Origin of the sequence: Marinobacter halophilus (assembly GCF_003007685.1) — a bacterium.
In the GTDB taxonomy this organism is placed as follows: domain Bacteria; phylum Pseudomonadota; class Gammaproteobacteria; order Pseudomonadales; family Oleiphilaceae; genus Marinobacter; species Marinobacter halophilus.
In genome coordinates this window covers 100,873-119,160 of sequence record NZ_PXNN01000011.1, presented here as the reverse complement: position 1 = coordinate 119,160, position 18,288 = coordinate 100,873, and the positions used below count along the sequence as shown (strand labels likewise).

Annotated in this window: 13 protein-coding genes; all 13 read left to right on the top strand. The window is 57.9% G+C overall.

Annotated features, from left to right (window positions below):
* Positions 1-158: 158 nt before the first annotated feature.
* The 13 genes from C7H08_RS06920 (at position 159) to C7H08_RS06860 (ending at position 18,265) form a co-directional block, all read left to right on the top strand.
* Complete coding sequence (locus tag C7H08_RS06920; RefSeq protein WP_106671019.1) at positions 159-1,442, top strand: MFS transporter; 1,284 nt, start codon at positions 159-161, stop codon at positions 1,440-1,442.
* A gap of 126 nt (positions 1,443-1,568) precedes the next feature.
* Positions 1,569-5,312 (top strand): nitrate reductase subunit alpha, encoded by a 3,744-nt coding sequence (locus C7H08_RS06915; RefSeq protein ID WP_106671018.1) that lies wholly within the window; start codon positions 1,569-1,571, stop codon positions 5,310-5,312.
* Complete coding sequence (narH, locus tag C7H08_RS06910) at positions 5,309-6,880, top strand: nitrate reductase subunit beta (protein ID WP_106671017.1); 1,572 nt, start codon at positions 5,309-5,311, stop codon at positions 6,878-6,880. Before C7H08_RS06915 ends, narH begins: the two co-directional genes overlap by 4 nt.
* Before the next feature lie 10 nt (positions 6,881-6,890).
* Positions 6,891-7,631 carry a nitrate reductase molybdenum cofactor assembly chaperone gene (narJ, locus tag C7H08_RS06905; RefSeq protein WP_106671016.1) on the top strand — a complete coding sequence of 247 codons (741 nt, stop codon included), beginning with the start codon at positions 6,891-6,893 and terminating at the stop codon, positions 7,629-7,631.
* Positions 7,632-7,650: 19 nt separating this feature from the next.
* Positions 7,651-8,328 (top strand): respiratory nitrate reductase subunit gamma, encoded by a 678-nt coding sequence (gene narI, locus C7H08_RS06900; protein WP_106671015.1) that lies wholly within the window; start codon positions 7,651-7,653, stop codon positions 8,326-8,328.
* A gap of 66 nt (positions 8,329-8,394) precedes the next feature.
* Positions 8,395-9,201 (top strand): peptidylprolyl isomerase, encoded by an 807-nt coding sequence (locus C7H08_RS06895; protein WP_106671014.1) that lies wholly within the window; start codon positions 8,395-8,397, stop codon positions 9,199-9,201.
* Positions 9,202-9,590: 389 nt separating this feature from the next.
* Positions 9,591-10,340: a Crp/Fnr family transcriptional regulator gene (locus C7H08_RS06890; protein WP_106671013.1), complete on the top strand. Its 750-nt coding sequence runs from the start codon at positions 9,591-9,593 to the stop codon at positions 10,338-10,340.
* 54 nt (positions 10,341-10,394) lie between these two features.
* Entirely contained in the window at positions 10,395-10,796 is a 402-nt protein-coding gene (locus C7H08_RS06885; protein ID WP_106671012.1) for a ribonucleotide reductase subunit alpha, read from the top strand.
* Positions 10,797-10,931: 135 nt separating this feature from the next.
* A complete protein-coding gene (gene nosR, locus C7H08_RS06880) occupies positions 10,932-13,040 on the top strand; it encodes a transcriptional regulator NosR (protein ID WP_106671531.1) in 2,109 nt (702 codons plus the stop codon).
* A gap of 77 nt (positions 13,041-13,117) precedes the next feature.
* Positions 13,118-15,013, top strand: coding sequence for a TAT-dependent nitrous-oxide reductase (nosZ, locus tag C7H08_RS06875; RefSeq protein ID WP_106671011.1), 1,896 nt, complete (start codon positions 13,118-13,120; stop codon positions 15,011-15,013).
* A 227-nt stretch (positions 15,014-15,240) separates the two neighbouring features.
* Positions 15,241-16,509 carry a nitrous oxide reductase family maturation protein NosD gene (locus tag C7H08_RS06870; protein ID WP_106671010.1) on the top strand — a complete coding sequence of 423 codons (1,269 nt, stop codon included), beginning with the start codon at positions 15,241-15,243 and terminating at the stop codon, positions 16,507-16,509.
* Complete coding sequence (locus C7H08_RS06865) at positions 16,506-17,438, top strand: ABC transporter ATP-binding protein (protein WP_106671009.1); 933 nt, start codon at positions 16,506-16,508, stop codon at positions 17,436-17,438. The genes C7H08_RS06870 and C7H08_RS06865 overlap by 4 nt, the downstream gene beginning before the upstream one ends.
* Positions 17,435-18,265 carry an ABC transporter permease gene (locus tag C7H08_RS06860; protein ID WP_106671008.1) on the top strand — a complete coding sequence of 277 codons (831 nt, stop codon included), beginning with the start codon at positions 17,435-17,437 and terminating at the stop codon, positions 18,263-18,265. Before C7H08_RS06865 ends, C7H08_RS06860 begins: the two co-directional genes overlap by 4 nt.
* The last annotated feature ends 23 nt before the right edge of the window (positions 18,266-18,288 follow it).

The window sequence follows — 18,288 nt, the reverse complement described above, 5'->3', positions numbered from 1 at the left end:
GAGGCGCGGCCTGGATCGCTGAATTATGGCGCCATGGCCTGCGTGATACTACCTCCTTGAGGATAGTCAATTACCCCAATGGTTAATACGCCATCATAGCCTTTGACCCTTTTATGGGCAAAAGATGAAACTGAAAGTTGGTTTTGCGGAGCAACGGCATGGAGCAGCAGGCACAACAGGACGACGACACACTGGATTCGCTGGCGGTGGTGATACCGCTGGCGGTGACCGGTTTTGTCATCGCCGCTGGCTGCTGGACCCTGTTTGCCGTTGCCGGTGTGCATCTGCGAACCGAGTTGGCGCTGTCTGATCTCCAGTTTGGGGTATTGCTGGCCATGCCGATGGCGGTCAGTGCGTTACTGGCGATACCCGCCGGGCTTGCTGCCCAACGATATGGTGCCCGCTCGATCATGCTCTGGTGCCTTTCGGGGTTGGCGGTGTGCATGGCATTGCTGTTGGGAGTAAGCAGTTTTTATGGCTATCTGATTGTTGCCGGCGGGCTTGGTCTGGCCGGGGGCTTTTACAGTGCGGGCTTGCAGTTTGTGGTCAGTCACTGTGACGTCAAGCGGCTGGGCTTGGTGTTGGGGGTATTTGGGGCTGGAGTCACGGGTGCTGGCTTCACCTATTATCTGGTGCCGCTGTTCCACAATGCCTTCGCCTGGCAGGGCGTTCCCTTGGCGTACCTGATCGTGATTTTGTTGGTGATTGCGTTGCTGCTGATGCTAACGGATCCGGATGTGCTAAGTGACGATAGGGCGACGGACATTTCACTCGCAAGGGTTGTCACCTTACTTCGCAGGGGCCGGTCTTTTCATCTGAGTGTCTATTTCGGCGTCGTGGCGGGCAGCTTTTTTGCGTTGGCATTATGGCTCCCGGACTTCCTGTCAGCCCAGTTCCAACTGCAACTTGATGCCGGGGCCAGAATGGCCCAGTGGTTTGTGATCCCTGGTGCGCTGGCCCAAATTTCGGGTGGGGCGCTTTCCGACCGCTTTGGCAGCTCCTGGGTGGCCAGTCGATCGTTGGCGCTGTGCCTGCTCGCACTTGCCATGCTCTCCTACCCCCCGATGACACTGTTCATTCGTGGCGTTGAAACCACGATCATCATTGAGTTTGCACTGCCGCTTGCCGTTGAACGCAGCTTTATTGTGGTTCTGGGGGTCGCCATGGGCTGCGCCATGGGCAGTCTGCAGCGCATGGTCATACTGGCCAATCGTGGCGAAGCCGCTTTGTTTGCGGGGCTGTTGCTGGTGATTGCCTGTTCTATCGCGTTCGTTTTGCCGGTGCTGTTTGGGGCCGTAAACCAGTGGCTCGGGGTACGGACGGCGGTGTTCATGATTCTGTTTGTGCTACTCAGCGCCAGCCTCATTATGTTTGCACGTGACGCCCGCCGGCAGGAGCGAAAAAGACTTCTCTATCCGGGGATACGAGCGCAGTACCCATAGGGTGGTACAGCCGGGTTATCTGGTAGTAACCCTGCAGATTTCAGGGTTTTTCTCCCACACAATGGTCTCAAATCGGAGCTACATCGGAACAGCGATCCGGCAAACGGGTTGATGGAGAGAGAGACCATGAGTCATTTAATCGACAAGCTGAGTTACTTTAAAAAGAAGCGTGAGCCGTTCGCCAATGGCCACGGCGAAACCCATGACGTCAACCGCGACTGGGAAGACAGCTACCGCCAGCGCTGGCAGCATGACAAAATCGTGCGCTCCACCCACGGCGTGAACTGCACCGGCTCCTGCAGCTGGAAAATCTACGTCAAGAATGGTCTGGTGACCTGGGAAACCCAGCAAACCGACTACCCGCGTACCCGCCCGGATCTGCCCAACCATGAACCCCGTGGTTGCCCCCGGGGCGCCAGCTATTCCTGGTACATGTACAGTGCTAATCGCTTGAAGTACCCGCTGATGCGCAAGAGCCTGATGAAGCTCTGGCGCGCCGCCCGTATTCAGTTCAATGACCCGGTGGATGCCTGGGGCTCGATCGTTGAAGATCCCAAGAAGACCGCCGAGTACAAGCCTCGCCGCGGCATGGGTGGTTTCGTGCGTTCCAACTGGGACGAAGTCAACGAGATGATCGCGGCCTCCAACGTATACACTGCCAAGAAGTTTGGTCCGGACCGGATCATCGGTTTCTCGCCGATTCCGGCCATGTCGATGGTGTCCTACGCCGCCGGCAGCCGCTACCTGTCTTTGATCGGTGGCGTGTGCATGAGCTTCTACGACTGGTACTGCGACTTGCCGCCGGCTTCCCCGCAAACCTGGGGTGAACAGACCGACGTTCCGGAATCTGCCGACTGGTACAACTCCGGTTATATCATCGCCTGGGGCTCCAACGTGCCCCAGACCCGGACTCCGGATGCCCACTTCTTCACTGAAGTGCGCTACAAGGGCACCAAAACCGTTGCCATCACCCCGGACTACGCCGAAGTCTCCAAGCTGTCTGACGAGTGGCTGAACCCGAAGCAGGGCACCGATGCCGCTCTGGGCATGGCCATGGGTCACGTGATTCTGAAAGAATTCCACGTCGACAACCCCAGCGCGTACTTTACCGATTACGTGCGTCGCTACACCGACATGCCGTATCTGGTGATGCTGGAGCCCAAGGACGACGGCAGCTATGTGCCGGGCCGCTTCCTGCGGGCCAGCGACCTGGTGGACGGACTGGGTGAAGAGAACAACCCGGAATGGAAAACCATCGCCATTGATGAAAACACCGGCGAACTGACTGCACCGAACGGGTCTATCGGCTACCGCTGGGGCCAGAAAGGCAAGTGGAACCTGAAGCAGACCGCCGACGGCAAAGACGTTGAACTGCAACTGTCTATGGTGCAGAAGCACGACGACGTGGTCGACGTGGCCTTCCCGTACTTTGGCGGCATTGAGCACGAGCATTTCAAGCACGTTGAAATCAGCGACATCCTCAAGCACAAGCTGGGCACCCGCAAGGTGCAACTGGCGGATGGCTCCGAGGGTCGCGTGGTCACCGTTTACGACCTGATGATCGCCAACTACGGCATCAGCCGAGGCCTGGGCGATGACGATGGCGCCACGTCCTATGACGAAGTGAAGCCCTACACTCCGGCCTGGCAGGAAAAGATCACCGGCGTACCCGCCGAGAAAGTGATCCGCATTGCCCGCGAGTTCGCGGACAACGCCAACAAGACCAAGGGCCGTTCCATGATCATCGTCGGTGCCGGTATGAACCACTGGTACCACATGGACATGAACTACCGTGGCCTGATTAACATGCTGATCCTGTGTGGTTGTGTCGGCCAGAGCGGTGGCGGCTGGGCTCACTATGTCGGCCAGGAAAAACTGCGTCCACAGACCGGCTGGCAGCCGCTGGCCTTTGGTCTGGACTGGCAACGCCCGCCACGTCACATGAACTCGACCTCCTTCTTCTACGCTCACTCCGGCCAGTGGCGCTACGAGAAACTGGGTGTGGACGAGATCTTGTCGCCGCTGGCGGACAAGTCCAAATTCGGTGGCAGCCTGATCGACTACAACGTGCGTGCTGAGCGCATGGGCTGGTTGCCGTCGGCGCCGCAGTTGAACCGCAACCCGCTGGGCATCGCCGCAGAAGCCGAGAAAGCTGGTCTGGACGTGTCTGACTACGTTGCCAAGTCTTTGAAAGAAGGCTCCCTGGCGTTTGCCAGTGAAGACCCGGAAGCGCCGGAAAACTGCCCGCGCAACCTGTTCATTTGGCGCTCCAACCTGCTGGGTTCCTCCGGTAAAGGCCATGAGTACATGCTCAAGTACCTGCTGGGCACCAAGAACGGCCTGCAGGGTAAGGACCTTGGCCACGAGGGCGGCGTCAAGCCACAGGAAGTGAAATGGCACGATGAGGCGCCGGAAGGCAAGCTCGACCTGTTGGTCACTCTGGACTTCCGTATGTCCACCACCTGTCTGTATTCCGACATCGTGCTGCCGACGGCCACCTGGTACGAGAAGAACGACCTGAATACCTCAGACATGCACCCGTTCATCCACCCGCTGACCGCCGCCACCGATCCGGCCTGGGAAGCGCGCAGTGACTGGGATATTTACAAAGGCATTGCCAAGTCTTTCTCCAAAGCTTCCGAAGGTCACCTGGGTGTTGAGAAAGATGTGGTCACCCTGCCACTGCTGCACGATGCGCCGGCCGAGCTGGGCCAGCCGTTTGATGTGAAAGATTGGAAAAAGGGCGAATGCGACCTGATCCCGGGCAAGACCGCGCCCAGCTTCATCACCGTTGAACGCGACTACCCGAACACCTACGCCCGCTTCACCTCCCTTGGCCCACTGCTGGAGAAACTGGGTAACGGTGGCAAAGGCATCAACTGGGACACCAAGAAAGAAGTCAGCTTCCTGAAGGAGCTGAACTACACCCATCTCGACGGCGCTAACGCTGGCCGGCCGAAGATTGAAAGTGCCATCGATGCGGCAGAAGTGATTCTGACTCTGGCGCCGGAAACCAACGGACAAGTGGCGGTAAAGGCCTGGGCGGCCCTGTCAGAAAAGACTGGCCTGGACCACACCCATCTGGCGAAGAACAAGGAAGAGGAAAAAATCCGCTTCCGGGACATTGTGGCGCAGCCGCGCAAGATCATCTCCAGCCCGACCTGGTCTGGTCTGGAAGACGAGCACGTGTCCTACAACGCCGGCTACACCAACGTGCACGAGCTGATTCCCTGGCGCACCCTGACCGGTCGTCAGCAGTTCTACCAGGATCACGTGTGGATGCGGGCCTTCGGCGAGAGCCTGCTGGTGTATCGCCCGCCCATCAACACCAAGGCGGTGGCGCCGATGCTGGGCAAGAAGCCCAACGGCAACCCGGAGAAGGCACTGAACTTCCTGACGCCGCATCAGAAGTGGGGCATTCACAGCACCTACAGTGACAACCTGATGATGCTGACGTTGTCTCGCGGTGGCCCGATCATTTGGCTGAGTGAAGACGATGCCAAAGAAATCGGAGTGGAAGACAACGACTGGATCGAGGTGTTCAACAGTAACGGCTCTATTGCGGCGCGTGCTGTCGTCAGCCAGCGGGTGATGCCCGGCATGGTGATGATGTACCACGCCCAGGAACGCAACGTGAACGTGCCCGGTTCTGAAATTACCGGTACTCGCGGCGGCATCCACAATTCCGTTACCCGGATCTGCCCGAAACCGACCCATATGATCGGTGGCTATGCCCAGTATTCCTACGGCTTCAACTACTACGGCACCGTAGGCTCGAACCGGGATGAGTTCGTGGTGGTCCGCAAGATGAAAAATGTGGACTGGCTCGACGGCGAAGGCAATGACACTGTTCAGGAGGCTGTAAAATGAAAATCCGTTCCCAAGTTGGCATGGTACTGAACCTGGACAAGTGCATTGGTTGCCACACCTGTTCCGTTACCTGCAAAAACGTCTGGACCAGTCGCGAAGGCATGGAATACGCCTGGTTTAACAACGTCGAGACCAAGCCTGGTATTGGCTACCCGAAAGAGTGGGAAAACCAGGACAAATGGAAAGGCGGCTGGATGCGCGACAGCTCCGGCAAGATTCGCCCGAAAATTGGCGGTCGTTTCCGGGTACTGGCGAATATATTTGCCAACCCGGACCTGCCGGAAATCGACGACTACTATGAGCCGTTTGATTTCGACTACCAGCATCTGCACACCGCCGGTGATGTGAAGCATCAGCCGGTCGCCCGGCCCCGCTCGCTGATCTCCGGCGAGCGCATGCAAAAAATTGTATGGGGCCCCAACTGGGAAGAAATCCTGGGTACCGAGTTCGCCAAGCGCCGCAAGGACAAGAACTTCGACCAGATCCAGGCGGACATATACGGCCAGTTCGAAAGCACCTTTATGATGTACCTGCCGCGCCTGTGCGAGCACTGCCTGAACCCGACCTGTGTCGCCAGCTGTCCCAGTGGCGCTATCTACAAGCGGGAAGAAGACGGCATTGTGCTGATTGACCAGGACAAGTGCCGCGGCTGGCGCATGTGTGTGTCTGGTTGCCCGTACAAGAAGATTTACTTCAACTGGAAAACCGGCAAGTCCGAGAAGTGCATTTTCTGCTATCCACGCATTGAAGCCGGCCTGCCCACGGTGTGCTCCGAGACCTGTGTCGGCCGCATCCGCTACCTGGGTGTGCTGCTGTACGACGCTGATCGCATCGAAGAAGTGGCCAGCACCCCGGGCGAGCACGAGCTGTATGAAAAGCAGCTGGAAATCTTCCTGGACCCGAACGATCCAAAAGTGATCGAACAGGCGAAGAAAGACGGCATCCCGATGAACGTCATCGAAGCCGCTCAACAAAGCCCGGTGTACAAGATGGCGGTGGACTGGAAACTGGCCCTGCCGCTGCACCCGGAATACCGCACCCTGCCCATGGTCTGGTACGTGCCGCCACTGAGCCCGATCCAGTCCGCAGCGGAAGCCGGCAAGGTCGAGTTTGATGGCATATTGCCGAAGATCGAAAGCCTGCGGATCCCGGTCAAATACCTGGCGAACCTGCTCACCGCCGGTGACGAAAAGCCGGTCGTGCGGGCGCTCAAGCGGATCATGGCCATGCGCTTGTACAAGCGGGCGGAAACCGTGGAAGGCAAGGAAGACCTGCGTGCCCTTGAGGAAGCTGGCCTGACCAAAGCCCAGGCGGACGAAATGTACCGCTATCTGGCCATTGCCAACTACGAGGATCGCTTCGTAATCCCGACCAGCCACCGCGAGCTGGCCAAGGAAGCCTTCCCGGACGCCCACGGTGAGCGCGGCGGCTGCGGCTTCAGCTTCGGCGACGGCTGCAGCGGCGGCGACAGTGAGTTCAGCCTGTTTGGTGGCAAGAAGCAAACCACCAGCATGGTCAGCAAACTGACCACCGTGAAGCACGTCGACCCCAAACAGCTGCAGGACTGAGGAGAACACCATGCAACTTCTTAAAGTAATGGCCCGGGTACTTGAGTACCCGACCGAAGACCTGCAGGCCGCCAAGGATGCACTGGTCGCCGCCGTCCTCGAAGACAGCCGGCTGCCCCGACAGAACAAAGAGCAGCTGCTCACCGGCATCGACCGGGTTTGCGATACCGACCTGCTGGATTTGCAGGAAGCCTACGTGAGCACTTTCGACAAGGGCCGGGCAACGTCTTTGCTGCTGTTCGAGCACGTTCATGGCGAATCCCGCGACCGTGGCCAGGCCATGGTTGATCTGATGGAGCAATACCGAGCCAACGGCCTGGAAATCGACGCTAAAGAACTGCCGGACTACCTGCCGCTGTTCCTGGAATACCTGTCGACCCGGCCCTGGGACGAAATCCAGAACTGGCTTGAGGATATCCATCACATCCTCGGCCTGCTGGGCGAGCGCCTGTACCAGCGCGAAAGCATCTACCACGTGATCATGGATGCGCTGCTGGTGTTGTCTGGTCGTAAGGCGGACCGCCAGGAACTGGCCCGTATTGTTGCCTCGGAAGAGCGCGACGACACCCCGGAAGCTCTCGACAAGGTCTGGGAAGAAGAAATGGTGAAATTTGTGGATGATCAGGGCAGTTCCTGCAACACCGGCGGCGTGGTAGGTCAGCGCCGTCGCGAGCTGGAACAGACCCAGACTATCCACCTGAGTGATCAGCTGATGACGGACGTAACCCACCGTCAGACAGGGCGCGCGTAACGCGCAGGAGGAAACAACGATGTCTTATCTCAACACATTGCTTTTCGGGGTCTACCCCTACATCGCCCTGGCCGTCCTGTTCATCGGCACCTGGGCCCGTTATGACCACGGTCAGTTCACCTGGCGGGCACAGTCCAGCCAGATGCTGAGAAAGAAAAACATGGTACTGGCCAGCGTGTTGTTCCACGTCGGCATCCTGGTGATTTTCTTCGGCCATCTGGTCGGCCTGCTGGCCCCGAAATGGGCCTATGAGTGGCTGATGACTCCCGGGCAGAAGCAGATTATGGCTGTGGTGGTCGGCGGCCTCGCCGGCGTCATGTGCCTGATCGGCGGCGCCATGCTCGCCTGGCGCCGCCTGACCGACCCACGGATCCGCGCCAGCAGCACCCTTGCGGACAACCTGGTGATCTGCATCCTGGTGGTACAGGTTACCCTCGGCCTGCTGACCATCATCCCGACCACCGGCCACCTGGACGGCTCCCAGATGCTCAAGTTCTCTGCCTGGGCGCAAGGTGTACTGACCTTGCAGGGTGGCGTGGCGGCCTATGTTGCGGATGCCCACTGGATCTTCAAGGCCCATATTTTCCTTGGCCTGACCATCTTCGTACTCTTCCCGTTCACCCGACTGGTGCACATGCTCAGCGTGCCGGTCGAGTACTTCGGCCGAAAGTATCAGGTGGTCCGCAAGCGGGCGTGATGTGAGCTTACAGCCAGGGAGACCCGGTGCGGTCTCCCTGGCCCACGCATTTCAGAGGTAAACACCATGCAAATGATCCCCGTCGGCCAGGCCGACCAACCCAGAAATCAGTTCCCGCCGGTCTATGTGGGTGACACCCTGATCCCGGAAGCCGACATCGCCCGGGAAATGCAGCATCATCCGGCTGAAGAAGCGGCAGAAGCCTGGCACCAGGCCGCCAAGAGCCTCGTCATCCGCGAACTGCTCCTGCAACAGGCCGCCCGCCTGAACCTGGACAACATCGAAGACGAAGAAGACCGCATCGCCCGCGTACTGGAACAGGAACTCGATGTCCCTGATCTCAACGAACAAGACTGCGAACGCTTCTTCGCCGCCAACCCCGGCCGCTTCCGCAGCCCCACTATTATGGCCGTCAGCCACATCCTGCTTGCTGCTGCCCCGGACGACGTCCAGGAACGCATGAGCCAGGAGGAAGTAGGCCGCCAACTGTTGTCATCGTTAATTGATGGCCGCGCCCAGTTCGCGCCACTCGCCAAACAATACTCTGCCTGCGAATCCCGCCATCAAGGCGGCAGCCTGGGCCAGATATCCAAAGGCCAGACCGTCGAAGAATTCGAACGCCCGGTGCTCAGCCTGAATCAGGGCCTCAATCCAGAGCTCATCGAATCCCGCTACGGCTGGCACATCGTCCGGGTTGACCAGCGCATCGACGGCGAGCAACTGCCGTACGAACACGTCAAACCCCAGATCCGCCAGTACCTGAGCGAAAGCGTCACCCGCCGAGCCTTCCGACAGTACCTGCAGGTTCTGGCACTGGAAACCGGCATCGAAGGCGTCGATCTGGAACTGCCGGATTCGCCGTTGATGCAGTAAACGAATACCACACCTGAGATCGAAGGCCGGCAGTCATAGCCCCTTCCAAAACCTTGCGGAGCCATGGGTGGAGCGCGTAAGCGCTTCACGGGCTGGCCATGGATGGCCTGCCCAGGACCCTCAGCGCGACGCAGGAGCAATAAGCGTTGAGGGGCGGAGCAGAGCGTACAGGGACGTATTCACAGCGTGTTTTGGAAGGGGCTATGACTGCCGGCCTGGCACCACAGTTTGTTTTCGGATTTTGGTTAGCAAAGCGAATAGTTGACTTAACTCAACTACTCAACAAGAACCCGCTTTATACCCCCATCGGGGGAGCGCATTTTCACCCGTATCCTCCTATTATTTAAAACAAGATTTCGCATGCATGAATATGCACAGAGGGATACACCATGGCCATCACCCAAAGCGCCGACAACCGACACAGCAAACCGGTCCTCGTCGCCGTCAACAACACACTTGATGAAAACGATGGCCTGGAAGCCCTCCGCAGCCATGCCCTGTTCAGCAGCCTCAAATCCAACGACCTCGACAGCCTTATCCACCAGTCCCGTCGACTTCGCCTTGGCCACCACCAGCTGCTGTACCGCCAGGACATGCCGGCCCACCACTTCTTCTTCGTGCTCTCAGGCCGACTCAGACTCTACCGCCTGGATTCATCCGGCATCGACCGAACCCTCGACAGCATTGCCCCCGGCGACTGCTTTGCCGAAGTCATGATCTACGCCGACCCGCCCCGGTACGCTTGCTACGCCGAAGCGCTCAAGTCCAGCGAAGTACTCATGATCCCGGTCAAAGCCTACCAGGAACTGCTCGATCAGCGCCCGGAATACGCCCAGGCCGCGCTGCGACACTACGCCATGCGGGCCGTCAGCCGTTTTCACGACCTGGAAATCATGACCGTCCAGAACGCCCGTGACCGCCTGATCCGCTACCTGATCGACCTGTTGCCCAACGGCACCCACGAAGGCGGCGAAGTAGAGCTGCCACTGCCCAAATGCCTGGTGGCCTCGCGCCTTGCCATGCAGCCAGAGACCTTTTCCCGCATCTTGGCAGACCTCAAAGCCAACGGCCTGGTCCGGGTCAATCGCAGCAAACTGTTTATCTCCGACCCTCAGCGACTGATTGCCATCAGTCAGTAACCTTTCCGGGTCCTCCGGGCCCTTTTTTTCAGCCTTGAACACCAGGGGAGTTTTATGATCACCAGTTACCAGGAACTTGTTCAGGCCAGCCAGCAGGAACACGAGCCCCAGCGTTTTTTGTTCGTGTTCTGCAAAGCCGAGCTGCCGGATGACGCCTCGGCGGGTGAAAAATCCGCCTTTGAGCGTGGCGAGGGTGGGGCACTGACCCCTGTCATCTGCGTAGATAAAACCCCGAAAGAAGCCCCGGAGTTCAATGTGCTTGCCGAAGAATCCCGCAGCACCGGTCAGGACTGGGACATGGTCTTTGTCGCTGCCATGTCTGGCCGTGGCGGCACTGAGCCCAGCAGCGATGAGGCCCAGCAGCCCCTGACCATGATGGTCGAAAGTATCCGCATGGGGCATATCGGGAATTATCTGCCTCTGGACCGATCGGGTCAGGCGGTCAACCTCGGGTAACCGTGGTCAGCTTACCGAATGTTGTATCCAGATAGAGGCATTTGATTTCTATCAATGGTGGTTCACCCTTGTTGTATTCCAAACGGACTGGGGGTTTGAGTGTTTAACGGAATCCGCTTAGTTTTTATCCTGCTGATGGTTCTGGCTGCGGCCGCGAACGCCCAGCCTTTGAGTGAGTATGCGCCCGTCGCGGGGCGTCAGGTGATCCAGGGCGCCATGCCCTCCGTGACCAGCTTCCAGCCGCGCGAAGACAATCGCGCCATACAGGAACTATACGCCGGTGACGAGCTGGTGGGTTACGCCTACCAGACCCTCGATTTTGTGCAAACCCCGGCCTATTCCGGTAAGCCCCTGAACGCCATGGTGGTGCTGAATACCGAGGGGATTATTCAGGGTACCCGTGTGATCCACCACGATGAGCCGATTCTTCTGATCGGCATTCCTGAAATCAAGATGCATAACTTCACCGACCAGTACACCGGCTTGAAGGCAGACCAGCGAGTTACGGTGGGCGGTAAATCATCAGAACGCCGCGTGGCCGTGGATGGACTGTCTGGGGCAACGGTTACCGTGATGGTCATTAACGAAGTGATCATGCGTACCGCGCACCGTGTGGGTGGTGAGCTGGGCCTGATTGAAGTTACCGCGGCCGGTAATCGCCCGCCGATTGCGGAAATCGACAAAACCACCTATGCCGATAAAACCTGGGAAGAGTTAACCGGCGACGGTTCAATCCGGCGACTTTTGCTGACCCGCGGCATGGTGGACGATGCCTTCAAGGGCGGCCCGGCTGAAGGCGTTGAGACTGCCGGCCCGGATGAACGGGATGACACCTTTATCGATCTCTATGCCACCTACCTGGATGTCCCGACCATTGGCCGTAACCTGCTGGGTGACAAACAGTACGAATGGCTGATGTCCGAGATGAAGGAAGGCGAGCATGCCATCGCTGTAATGGCCACAGGTACCTATTCCTTTCGGGGTTCAGGTTATGTGCGTGGGGGTATTTTTGACCGGGTACAGATCCGCCAGTTTGGTGACACCTTCAACTTCCGTGATCTCGACTATCACCGGCTCAGCGATGTCTACATTGAGGGCATGCCCCGGCTGCCGGAAATGGCCATGTTCATTGTTCGTCAGCAGTACAACTTTGATCCGGGTACTCCCTGGTCGCTGGAGCTGACCATCAAGCGCCAGACTGGGCCGCTCGACAGTGAGTTTGCGGTGGTCCCGCTGGAATATCAACTGCCAGAGCAGTACTACACGCGTGCAGAAGTGGAGCTGAGCCAGGAAGAATGGTTGGAAGAACAGCCGCTGTGGGTTCAGGTCTGGTACAAGAAGCAGTTTCAGATCGTGGTGTTGGGACTGGGCATCGGTGTTCTGCTGTTCATTCTGTTCTTCCAGGACTGGCTGGTGAAGAAACCGCAAATGATGCGCTGGATACGCCATGCCTTTCTGACCTACACCCTGTTTTTTATTGGTTGGTATGCTCTGGGGCAGCTGTCCATCGTCAATGTACTGACTTTTGCGAACAGCCTGATCAGTGGTTTTACCTGGGAAACCTTCCTGATTGACCCGATGTTGTTCGTGCTCTGGTCGGTGGTGGCCGGCATTGTGCTGCTGTGGGGGCGCGCCGTTTACTGTGGCTGGCTGTGCCCGTTTGGTGCCCTGCAAGAGCTGATCAATGAGATTGCCCGAAAACTCAAGGTTCCCCAGTACACCGTGCCTTTTGCCTGGCATGAGCGCCTGTGGGCCATCAAGTACATCATTCTGCTGGTGCTGTTTGGCGTGTCACTGGAGTCTCTGGCGACTGCTGAACGAATGGCCGAAGTGGAACCCTTCAAGACGGCCATTACGCTGCATTTTGATCGCACCTGGCCGTTCGTGACTTACGCCGTATTGCTGCTGGCGGTCAATCTCTTCACCCGCAAGGTCTATTGCCGCTACTTATGCCCGCTGGGCGCGGCCTTGGCCTTGCCCACCAAACTGCGGGTGTTTGACTGGCTCAAGCGCCGCAAGGAGTGTGGTAACCCATGCCGGCTGTGTGATCACGAGTGTGAAGTCCAGGCTATCCACCCTGATGGCCACATCAACTACATGGAATGTCACTACTGCCTGGATTGCCAGATGACCTATTTCGATGACCATAAGTGCCCGCCACTGATCGTCAAGCGTCGCGGCAAACGCCGTGGCCACAACGCACCGGACCACCCGGAGGAAATACCGGTAGTTCAGGTGCACTGAAAGGTATCGGGGCCACCAAGACGCTCCGAACAGAATGAGAACTTAAACCGCCATAACCAACAACGGAGTTGGACGCTATGAAAAAAAGAGATGAACTGACCAAAGATACGCCTGAAGCCCCGGAAAGCGGGTTTAGCCGTCGACGCTTCATGGGTGCGGCAGCACTGGCCGGTGTTGCCGGCGCCACAGGCTTGGGCGCCACCATGATGACTCGTGAATCGTTCGCCGCCGCGGCCAAGGAAGCCCGAAACAATGCGCACGTAGCGCCAGGCGAGCTGGATGAATACTACGGTTTCTGGAGTGGCGGGCACCAGGGCGAAGTTCGTGTGCTGGGTGTGCCGTCCATGCGGGAGCTAATGCGAATCCCTGTCTTTAATGTGGACTCCGCGACGGGTTGGGGGATTACCAACGAAAGCAAGGAAATCCTCGGTGGTGATCAGCAGTACCTGAACGGTGACTGTCATCACCCCCACATTTCCATGGAAGACGGTCGTTACGATGGCAAGTACCTGTTCATCAACGACAAGGCCAACACCCGGGTAGCCCGTATCCGCCTGGATATCATGAAGACGGACAAGGTCACTTTCATCCCGAACGTTCAGGCAATCCATGGCCTGCGATTGCAGAAGGTACCGCGCACAAACTATGTATTTTGCAACGCTGAGTTTGTGATCCCGCAGCCGAATGATGGCAGTGATTACAGCCTGGAAAACAGTTACACCATGTTCACTGCTCTCAATGCAGAGACGATGGACGTAGCCTGGCAGGTGATTGTAGACGGCAACCTGGATAACACCGATGCCGACTACACCGGCAAGTACGTTGCTTCTACCTGCTACAACTCCGAGAAGGCCCTGGACCTCGCGGGCACCATGCGTAATGACCGCGACTGGGTTGTGGTCTTCAATGTTGAACGCATCGAAGCGGCCATCAAGGCCGGTAACTTCAAGACCATCGGCGACTCCAAAGTACCGGTTGTGGACGGCCGTGGCGAATCTGAGGTAACCCGTTATATCCCGGTGCCGAAGAACCCGCACGGACTGAACACGTCACCGGACGGCAAGTACTTCATTGCCAACGGTAAGCTGTCTCCGACTTGTTCCGTGATCGAGATCGCCAAGCTGGATGACCTGTTCGACAACAAAATCGAGCTGCGTGACACCATTATTGCCGAGCCTGAGCTGGGCCTTGGACCACTGCATACCACCTATGATGGCCGTGGCAATGCCTATACCACGCTGTTTATCGACAGCCAGGTGGTTAAGTGGAACATCGCAGACGCGATCAAGCACTACAACGGCGAAGACGTGAACTACATCCGTCAGAAGCTGGACGTTCACTATCAGCCTGGTCACAACCACGCGTCTCTGACTGAGTCCCGCGATGCCGATGGCAAATGGCTGGTGGTTCTGTCCAAGTTCTCCAAGGACCGCTTCCTGCCGGTTGGCCCGCTGCACCCGGAAAATGATCAACTGATTGATATTTCCGGTGAGGAAATGAAGCTGGTGCACGATGGCCCCGCCTTTGCTGAGCCGCACGACTGTATTCTGGTACGTCGTGATCAGATCAAAACCAAGAAGATCTATGATCGTGGGGATGCGTTCTTTGCCAGTTGTCGTGAGCAGGCTCAGAAGGATGGCGTGACTCTGGAGGCAGATAACAAGGTTATCCGTGACGGCAACAAGGTTCGTGTCTACATGACCTCTGTTGCGCCCATTTACGGCATGCTGGAGTTCAAGGTCAAGGAAGGTGATGAGGTGTCCGTTTATGTGACCAATCTCGATACCATCGAAGACGTTACTCACGGCTTCTGTATGGTGAATCATGGTGTGAGTATGGAAGTGAGTCCGCAGCAGACCGCGTCTGTGACCTTCACGGCCGGTAAGCCTGGTGTGTACTGGTATTACTGCAACTGGTTCTGCCATGCGCTGCACATGGAGATGGGTGGTCGCATGTTGGTCGAGAAGGCCTGATAGGCTCTCTTTAATACCAGGGCCCGCAGGCCCTGGTATTAAAGCCTGCTAGTTTGGGAGTAGCAAATCGATGGGATAGAACTTTCCGAAACACGCTGTGAATACGTCCGTGTACGCTCTGCTGCGCCATCCATGGCTCCGCAAGGTTTCGGAAAGTTCTATCCCATCGTTTTGCCTGACACTGTGCGGTCCTCGGGCTGATTTTCACTTTTTTTAGAGAGCATTTGATGCATCAACTTTTGCGTTATGGGGTGGCCCTGACCGTCGCTCTTTTACCGCTTGCCGCCAACGCGGACCTGCAACAACAGCTTGATAATCTGGAACCGGGTGCTTCCATCGAGCTTCCACCAGAAACACTTTCAGCTCTGGCTATCAGGGTGCCGGGGGTGACGGTGTCCTGTGTTCCGGAAACCGTAATTGACGGCGCAGGCCAAGGTAATACTGTGGATATCCTGGCCGAGGGCGTAACGTTTGCCGGCTGTACGGTGCGTAACTGGGGCCGGGATCTGAATACCCTGGATACCGGGATTTTTGTGGCCCGGGAGGCCCGGGGGGCGGTGGTTGAGAATAACCGGCTGCAGGGGCCGGCGTTTGGGGTTTGGCTGGATGCTACGCCGGATGTGATAGTGAAAGGCAATGTCATTCGCGGCGAGCTCAGCCTGCGGTCGCAGGATCGGGGCAACGGCATTCATCTGTTCAATACCACCGGGGCGTTGATTGAGGGCAACGACGTCAGCCAGACCCGGGATGGCATTTACATCGAGACCGCCAACAACAACGAGATTCGTAATAACGTGATGACGGATCTGCGTTATGGCATTCATTACATGTATTCGATGCACAACTTGCTGGAGGGCAATGTCACCCGGGGTACGCGCACGGGGTACGCGCTGATGCAGAGCAAGTACCTGACGGTGGTGAATAACCGGTCGGAGAACGATGAGAATTACGGGATTCTGATGAACTTCATCACCAACTCCACCCTGAAGGGCAATGTGGTGACCGGGGTGTCTCAGGGGCAGACCGGCGGGGTCATGATTTCCGGGGGTGAGGGCAAGGCCGTTTTTATCTACAACTCTTTGTACAACATCTTCGAGGGCAACCTGTTTGCGGACAGTAACATCGGCATTCATCTGACCGCGGGCTCGGAGGAGAACGAGGTGTTTGATAATGCCTTCGTGAACAATGAGCGCCAGGTTAAGTACGTGGCGACCCGCACCCAAACCTGGGCGAAGGACGAGCAGGGTAATTTCTGGAGCGATTACCTGGGCTGGGATCGCAATCAGGACGGCATTGGCGATGTGGCTTATGAGCCTAATGATAACGTCGACCGGTTGCTGTGGAAGTACCCGGAGGCGAAAGTGCTGATGTTCAGCCCGGCGGTGGATACTTTGCGCTGGGTACAGGATGCGTTTCCGGTGGTGAAATCTGCCGGGGTGAGTGATCCCCATCCCTTGATGCGAATTCCCGAACACCTGCAATCGGAGACCCGATGAACTGTTTTCAATTAGATAATGTCAGCCACCGTTATGATAAGGCAACGGTGCTGCACGGAGTGGATCTGCGGCTGGAGCCTGGGGAAATCCTCGGGTTGTTCGGCCATAACGGGGCCGGCAAGACCACGTCGATCAAGTTGATTCTGGGCCTGATGAAGCCGACCGAGGGCAAGGTGTCGGTGCTGGACGGCGCGGCTGGTGATCCGCAGGTGAGCCAGCACATTGGTTACCTGCCAGAGAACGTAATGTTCTACCCGCAGCTGACCGGTCGGGAAATTCTAAGCCACTTTGCCCGGCTTAAAGGCGCGGCGTTGAAGCAGGTGCCGGAGTTGCTGGAACAGGTGGGGCTGGGCGATGCCATGGATGCCCGCACCAAGACTTATTCCAAGGGTATGCGCCAGCGCCTGGGTCTGGCGCAGGCGCTGCTGGGCAAACCGAAGTTGCTGATGCTGGATGAACCCACGGTAGGCCTGGACCCGGTCGCAACGGCGGATCTGTATCGGTTGCTGCGGCGTTTGCGGGATGAAGGGGCGGGTATCGTGTTGTGTTCACACGTGCTGCCGGGCGTCGAACCATACATCGATCGCGCCGCCATCCTTACCGATGGCGCCCTGAAAGCCGTTGGTGATCTGCCGGCTTTGCGCCGACAGGCCAATATGCCGGTAACCCTCATCCTGGAACCGGCCAACAGCCTGAGTGCCCTGGAGCAGGTAGTTGAAGGTGCCGGCTCGAGTGCCGGCCTGATGATCAAGAGTGACAACGGCCGACTGCTGGTCGATGTAAGACCGAAAGAGAAAATGGCACTGATACAAACCCTGGTAAGCTCCGGCGAAGTCGCCGATCTGGGTATCCACCAGCCCAGCCTGGAAGATATCTACGTCCACTTTATCGGCTCGGGTGGCCTGGCCCATCGGGGAGGCAGTCAATGAACGCGATCTGGACCATAGCCCGTAAAGAGCTCAGCGACAGCTTCCGTAATCGGTGGCTGGTGGCCATCTCACTGGTATTCGCCACCCTGGCCCTTGGCATTGCCTGGTTTGGTGCGGCCGCCTCGGGGCAGGTGGGGTATGCCTCCACCCCCGCCACCATTGCCAGCCTCGCCAGCCTGGGCATCTTCCTGATCCCCCTGATCGCCCTGTTGCTGGCCTATGATGCCATCGTAGGGGAAGAAGAGGGCGGCACTCTGTTGCTGCTGATGACCTATCCGCTCAGCAAGAGCCAGCTCCTGCTCGGGAAATTTCTCGGCCATGGTCTCACCCTCGCCCTGGCCACACTGATCGGTTTTGGTGTGGCCGGCATTGCCATTGCACTGCTTGTGGAGAATGTCGCCATTGGCGCACTGGCCGTCGCCATGGGCCGATTCATTGGCTCTACCATCTTGCTGGGCTGGGGCTTCATCGCCCTGGCGTACCTGGTCAGCGTCCGCGTCAGCGAAAAACCGATCGCCGCCGGCATGGCCCTGGCGATCTGGTTCTTCTTCGTATTGATCTTTGACCTGATGCTGCTGGGCGTTCTGGTCGCCAGCGAAGGCAAATTCAATCCTGATTTGCTGCCCTGGCTACTCATGCTCAATCCGACCGACATCTACCGCCTGCTCAACATCGTTGCCTTCGGCGGCAGCGGTCAGCTAAGTGGTGTCCTGAGCCTTGGTTCCGACTTGCCAATCGGTGCAGGTGGCCTGTGGTTCGCCCTTGTTCTCTGGTGCGCCATCCCGCTGGCGGGTGCACTGTTGTTGTTCAAAAACCGAAAAATCTGACCCCGACCGGAGACACCCGAAAC